9 protein-coding genes are annotated in these 6,444 nt (G+C 61.9%); all 9 read left to right on the plus strand.

Annotated features, from left to right (window positions below; all coding sequences use genetic code 11):
- Positions 1–984, plus strand: a 984-nt coding sequence (locus M3498_02455) for a hypothetical protein (GenBank protein MDQ3458157.1), incomplete at its 5' end; no start/stop codon positions are given.
- A 323-nt stretch (positions 985–1,307) separates the two neighbouring features.
- A complete protein-coding gene (locus tag M3498_02460; GenBank protein ID MDQ3458158.1) occupies positions 1,308–1,559 on the plus strand; it encodes a type II toxin-antitoxin system VapB family antitoxin in 252 nt (83 codons plus the stop codon).
- Positions 1,559–1,981 (plus strand): type II toxin-antitoxin system VapC family toxin, encoded by a 423-nt coding sequence (locus tag M3498_02465; protein MDQ3458159.1) that lies wholly within the window; start codon positions 1,559–1,561, stop codon positions 1,979–1,981. Before M3498_02460 ends, M3498_02465 begins: the two co-directional genes overlap by 1 nt.
- A 255-nt stretch (positions 1,982–2,236) precedes the next feature.
- A complete protein-coding gene (gene sufC / locus M3498_02470) occupies positions 2,237–2,995 on the plus strand; it encodes a Fe-S cluster assembly ATPase SufC (protein MDQ3458160.1) in 759 nt (252 codons plus the stop codon).
- 83 nt (positions 2,996–3,078) lie between these two features.
- Entirely contained in the window at positions 3,079–3,996 is a 918-nt protein-coding gene (locus tag M3498_02475; GenBank protein MDQ3458161.1) for a hypothetical protein, read from the plus strand.
- Positions 3,997–4,030: 34 nt separating this feature from the next.
- Complete coding sequence (sufB, locus tag M3498_02480) at positions 4,031–5,413, plus strand: Fe-S cluster assembly protein SufB (GenBank protein ID MDQ3458162.1); 1,383 nt, start codon at positions 4,031–4,033, stop codon at positions 5,411–5,413.
- A 2-nt stretch (positions 5,414–5,415) separates the two neighbouring features.
- Positions 5,416–5,733 (plus strand): hypothetical protein, encoded by a 318-nt coding sequence (locus M3498_02485; GenBank protein ID MDQ3458163.1) that lies wholly within the window; start codon positions 5,416–5,418, stop codon positions 5,731–5,733.
- 13 nt (positions 5,734–5,746) lie between these two features.
- Entirely contained in the window at positions 5,747–5,971 is a 225-nt protein-coding gene (locus M3498_02490) for an addiction module protein (protein MDQ3458164.1), read from the plus strand.
- Positions 5,949–6,245, plus strand: coding sequence for a type II toxin-antitoxin system RelE/ParE family toxin (locus tag M3498_02495; protein MDQ3458165.1), 297 nt, complete (start codon positions 5,949–5,951; stop codon positions 6,243–6,245). Before M3498_02490 ends, M3498_02495 begins: the two co-directional genes overlap by 23 nt.
- Positions 6,246–6,444 lie beyond the last annotated feature (199 nt).

Consider the following 6,444-nt stretch of genomic DNA (forward strand, 5'->3'; position numbering starts at 1 on the left):
GCGCGGTGCGGCGCGGGCATGCTGGCGCGGCGGCAAGGGGACTACGGGGCCGCGGCGGCGCACCTCGGGGCGGGTCTCGAGCTGTTCGAGCAGCTCGGCGACAAGGGCGGCGTGGCCGCTTGCCTCCACCATCTGGCGCACGTCGCGGAGGCCCGTGGCGACTACCCTGGGACCACGGCGCGCTTCCGCGAGAGCCTGAGCCTCGCGCGTGAGGCCGGGGACACCTGGGAGCTGAGTCTGTCGCTCAACTGTCTGGGCCACGTCGCTCACGAGCACGGCGACGACCGCTGGGCCGCCGCCCTGCTGGGCGAGAGTTTGCCCCTCTGCCGGAAGCTGGGCAACCGCTACGGGCTTGGGGAGGCGCTCCGCGTCCTGGGGGTCATCGCGCTGAACAGCGGCGACGACCGGCAAGCGGCGCAGCACCTCGAGGGGAGTCTGGCGCTCGCTCGAGAGCTGGGCAACAAGCAGGGGATGGCGCTGCTCTATCCCGCGCTGGCTCGAGTCGCCCTCCACACGGGCGACCTGACCAGGGCGAAAGAGCTTTTGCGGCGCGGGCTCGCGCTGCGAAACGAAGGGGGCGAGGTCGCGCTGCTTCAGGGTCTGCAAGGTTTGGCCGAGGTTGCTTATCATGAAAACGACTTTGAGGGGGCGGCGCGCTTTCTCGGCGCTACGGAAGCGGTGCGTGAAACGTCTGGGTCTGAGATGCCTGGCGCTGAGACAACCGGAGAGTCGGTGAATCCCTGCTACCTCGATAAGCGCCTGGTAGCCGAAGCCCGCGCCGCGCTTGGGGATGAGCGGTTTGCCGCGGCTTGGGCCGAGGGGAGGGCGCTGGACTTGGGAGAGGCGTGGGCCAAGGGGCGAGAGATGGACTTCGGTGAGGCCGTGCTCTCCTCGCTAGCTGCCGTCACTTCCTACGAGCCCGCGCTCCCTTCCAAGGCCCCTGCCGGTAGGCAGACCAGTCGCAGCGGGATTAGCCGAGACTAGTGGTCTGTCAGTCTCCTTTTGATGGGTCATTGCGAGGAGCGAAGCGGGTTTCGCGAAGCACTCCGCAGGATTCGCGCAGCTTCCCGAAGAGGCGAAGTCGTGCGAAGCAACGTGGCAATCTCACGCCTCGCTCTTCATCGGAGATTGCTTCGCTTCGCTCGCAATGTTCGCGCAGCACCCCGCAGGGACAATCCGTCATTTCTGCCTTGACGGACCACTAGTCAGGTCCTCGATGCGCCGTTTCTGCTTTGCGCGAACTCGAGCCATGCGACATTTTCTAGAAAGAGTTAGTCATTTCTACAAAACCGTGTTATGCTAGGCGCATGCGCCAGTTCAGCATCAAGAATGCTCGAGCAGGTCTGCTGCTCGAGCAGATCACCCGCCTCACGGGAGAGGGCAAGACCGAAGCGGTCGTCCACGCTCTAGAACTCTACCAGTCTAAGCTGTTGGGCAAGCGTGAAGCTGAGGCGGTCATTAACTCAATTAGGCAGGCCGTTCACCCCTATGTCTTGCCCGCGTATAGAGGGAAGGCACCCGATAAGTCCGAGATAGAGGACGAACTAGGCATGCCCTGATGGTCGTCGACACAAGCGTCATTCTACACGTTTTTTTCGAGGAGCCGGGCTGGGAAACAAGCGTCGCTTATCTGTTGCGTCAAGAGGTCCGGCTGCTCTCGGCCGCATCGCTCGTCGAGGTGCAAGCTGTCATTGCGGGTCGCACGAGCGTAGACGCCTTTGAGATCTTGGATCGGCTACTCCTCGAGCTGAAGGTCGAGATTGTGCCCCTGAGCACCGAACAGGCCAATATAGCGCGCATGGCGTACCTTCGCTACGGCAAAGGGCGGGGACACCGGGCGCAGCTCAACTACGGCGATGTGATGACGTACGCGCTGGCAAAAGATCGCAGTAAAGATCGCGGCGAGGTGCTGGCATTCGTCGGGGACGACTTCAACCATACCGATCTGGAAGCCGTAAGGCTCCCCATAAGCTCGAGGTGAACCGAACTGTCAGAGTAAAATCCGAGTGGTTTTGTCGGGATTATTCTGCTAGAATGGTGGGACCTGCCGTGGGCTCGTGGTTGCGGGTCCCGGTGAAGGCCCAGTGCTGTGCATCCCCGTCCCTCGACTCGGCGGAGGGGGCTGTGTATACTGAAAGTCGGAATGAGTCCTAAAAACGGGCTCGAGCAGACGGACGCAAACGCGCAAACTCAGGTATTCAAAGGATATTCTAACGGGTATTAAACGAGGTGCAAAGTGAGTCAAGACAGGCTGGAAATTCGCGACCTGCACGTAAACGTAAACGGTGAACCGATCTTACGCGGTGTCGACCTGACGGTTCCCAAGGGCGAAGTCCACGCGCTCATGGGCCCCAACGGCTCGGGCAAGTCGACGCTGGCCAAGGTGATCGCCGGCGACCCCGTCTACGAGGTCACTCAGGGCGACGTGCTCGTCGACGGCGAGAGCGTCTTGGGGATGGAGCCCGACGAGCGCGCCCGCGCGGGTCTCTTCCTGGCCTTTCAGTACCCGGTCGAGGTGCCGGGCGTGTCGATCGCCAACTTCCTGCGCCTGGCCGTCAACTCGAGGCGCGAGGAGGGCGATGAGGTGGGCGTGATGGAGCTCTACACCAGGGTCCAGAACGCCGTCAAGGAGCTCAACTGGGACGAGAGCATCATCGAGCGCTATCTCAACGAGGGCTTTTCGGGCGGTGAAAAGAAGCGCAGCGAGATCCTGCAGCTCCTCGTCTTGCAGCCCAAGTACGCCATGCTCGACGAGACCGACTCGGGCCTCGACGTCGACGCGCTCCGGGTGGTCTCGCAGGGCGTCAACGCCGCGCGCGGCCCCGACTTCGGCGCGCTCGTCATCACCCACTACCAGCGCCTCTTGAACTACATCGTGCCCGACAAGGTCCACGTCATGTACAGGGGCAAGATCATCCAAGACGGCCCCAAGGAGCTGGCGATGGAGCTCGACCAGAAGGGTTACGACTGGATCAAGGAGCAGACGGCTGCGTAGGGTGGCGTCGGGCGCACGGCTCGCCCGTTGAGATCGCTGATTCAAGAACCAGACAAGACTAAGCAAGACTAAGGAGGAAGACGATGTGTAGACGGTATAAAAGCCCATTTGCGCTGCTCACGCTGGTTCTCGGCCTCACCCTGGCTGGGACGGCACTGGCGCAGTTTCCCTCGACCGATGTTCTCCTGGTCGATCTTCCCGCCCTCGAGGGTGCGCCTCACATCGTCACCGAGGACGCCATTACCTTTATCAGCGACGACGAGAGCTACGACAACCAGCCGTCGTTTACCCCCGACGGCACCGCGATCCTCTACGTCTCCGAGGAGGCGGACGGCCAGACCGATATCTACCGCTACCTGCTGGAGAGCGGCGAGAGCGAGCGCGTGACCGAGACGCCGGAGAGCGAGTTTTCGCCGAGCGTCACCCTGGACGGTTCGCATATCGCCGCCGTGCGCATCGAAGCGGACGGCGTCACGCAGCGCCTCTGGCGCTTCGATCTAGCGGGCGAGGGCGCCGAGCCGCACCCCGAGGGCATCTACCGCACCGGCTACTACGCCTTCGCCAACCCGGAAACCGTGGTGTTTTTTATCGTCGGCGAGGGAGAGGACGGGCAACCCTTTACCTTGCAAGTCGTGGACACGGCGACGGGCGAGGCCGAGGTTGTCGCCGAAAACATCGGCGTCAGCGTTCAGGGGCTGCCCGACCAGGAGGCGGTGAGCTACGTTCAGCGCCAGGACGACGAAACCTCGGTTATCGCCGTGTTCGACGCCGTCAGCCGGGAGACGCGCTCCGTAGTGGAGACCCTTCCTGGCGTAGACGCCCACGCCTGGATGCCGGACGGCACGCTCCTCATGGCGCAGGACGACACCATCTACAGCTGGCAAGAAGGCCAGGATGGCTGGCAGCCCTTTATGGACTTTAGCGAGGCCGGCGTGAGCGGGATTGGCCGCTTGGCCGTCAGTCCCGACGGCGGCAGGCTCGCCTTTGTGATTAGCAGGTAAGGAGAAACTAATGTCCGACAGCAACCTACAAGGCATGGAGCACACCAAGCAGTACGAGTTCAGCCTGCCCGAAGAGTACTTTTTCCGCTCGGAAAAGGGCCTCGACCGCCGGGTGATAGAGCAGATAAGCTATCACAAGAACGAGCCCGCCTGGATGCTCGAGTTTCGGCTCAAGGCCCTGGCGATCGCCGAGAAGAAGGGCCGTCCCAAGTGGGGCCCGGACCTGAGCGCCCTCAACTTTGACGACATCTACTTCTACATCCGCCCCCAGGACCGCAAGGGCAGCAACTCCTGGGAGGACGTGCCCGAGGAGATCCGTGAGACCTACCGCCGGCTGGGCATCCCCGAGGCCGAGCAGAAGGCCTTGGCGGGCGTCGGCGCGCAGTACGAGTCGGAGATGGTCTACCACTCGCTCAAGGAGGAGTGGCAAAAGCAGGGCGTCATCTTCTTGGATTCCGACACCGGTCTGCAGGAGCACCCCGAGCTCTTCAGGGAGTACTTCGGCACCGTTGTGCCCCCCGAGGACAACTACTTCGCCGCGGTCAATTCGGCGGCGTGGTCGGGCGGGTCGTTCGTCTACGTGCCGCCGGGCGTCGAGATCGAGGTGCCCTTGCAGGCTTACTTTTTGATCAACGCCCAGAGCATGGGCCAGTTCGAGCGCACGCTCATCATCGGCGACGTCGGCTCGAAGTTCCACTACATCGAGGGCTGCACCGCGCCGACTTACAACTCCGACTCCTTCCATAGCGGCGTGATTGAAATCGTCTGCAAGGAGCGCAGCCGGGTGCGCTACTCGACCATCCAGAACTGGTCGCACAACGTCTACAACCTGGTCACCCAGCGCGCCTTGGTCTACAAGGACGCCTCGATGGGCTGGCTCGACGGCAACTTGGGCTCGAAGGTGACGATGAAGTACCCGAGCACCTACCTGCTCGAGGAGGGCGCCCGCGGCGAGGTCCTCTCCATCGCCTTCGCCGGCAAAGGTCAGCACCAGGACGCCGGCGCCAAGGTCATCCACGCCGCGCCCAACACCAGTTCGTCGATCGTCTCCAAGTCGATCTCCAAGGACGGCGGCCGGAGCTCCTACCGCGGCCTGGTGAAGATCTACGAAGGCGCCACCCACGCCCGCTCGAACGTCGAGTGCGACGCCTTGCTCCTAGACGATCGCGCCAAGACCGACACCTACCCCTATATCGAGATCAACGAGAAGACCGCCCACGTCGGCCACGAGGCCAGCGTGTCCAAGCTGAACGACGAGCAGATCTTCTATCTGCAGTCGCGCGGCCTGGAAAAAGCCGAGGCGGCGGCGCTGATCGTCCGCGGCTTCTTGGAGCCCGTCGCCAAGGAATTGCCGCTCGAGTACGCGGTCGAGCTGAACCGACTGATCGAGCTCGAGATGGAAGGGAGTGTAGGCTAACGATGGCTCAGGCCGCTCAGCCGTCACCCGTTGCTTGTAATCTCGCGGCATTTACGCCCAAGCAACGCGAAAGGTATAACCGGCTGTTGGAAAGTCTTAGGCAAGCAACTGTTGAAACCCGCGAACTTCCTGATGGCTACGCTTTTCGCTTCGCCACAGATGAATCGACCTGGATGAAGGTGGCTGAGTACGTGAGCCTCGAGCGCCTTTGTTGCCCTTTCTTCGAGTTCAAGCTGATTCACGAATCTGAGGGCGGGGCTGTCTGGCTGCATATGACGGGGCGAGAAGTCAAAGAATTTCTCAGCTCGCAGTTGCGCTAAGGAGGAGCACCCTGTGAGCTTTGAGGAAGTTAAAACGCTGGTGCTAAATCTCAACTTGAGAGAGCGGGCTGCACTGGCGCAGGCGTTGTTGCAAACTATCGAGCAACCCGCCAAGGAAGAGATCGCGGCGCTCTGGCTGGAGGAGGCTGAAAGGCGGCTGGACTTGGTCGAGCGGGGCAAGATGCGGATTATCTCGGGCGAGGAGGCCCGGCAGCGTGTCCGCAAAGCCGTACCGTGAGGCTTACAGTGAAGCCGCTCTGGAGGAAGTTCTTGAAATCGAAGCCTATCTGGAGGCACAACGTTCAGGTCTCGGGGCAACTTTCCGCAGCGAGCTAAACGCCGTCGTCGATTTACTGCTCGAGTTCCCCGAGGCCGCTCCTGCCATCAGTCCGAAGGGCGTTCGTCGCCGCCTGCTCCACCGCTTTCCCTATGCTGTTTTGTACGTGCTCACCGGCGACTTGCTACTAATTTTGGCAGTTGCCCATACCAGCCGCGCACCTAATTATTGGTGATGACCGATTGTGAAGGAGAAACTGTGAAGGAGAAACATGAAACCATTGACAGATAATCCGGTTCTTTTTGAAAAGAGCGTCGAGGCGATCATTCACAAATACGACGAGCCTAATTGGCTGGCCGAAGAGCGCCGCGCCGCCTTGCGGACCTTTGAGGCCATGCCCTTTCCCACCAACCGCGACGAGGTTTGGCGCTATA

The sequence above is a fragment of the Deinococcota bacterium genome, assembly GCA_030858465.1.
Lineage (GTDB): Bacteria > Deinococcota > Deinococci > Deinococcales > Trueperaceae > JALZLY01.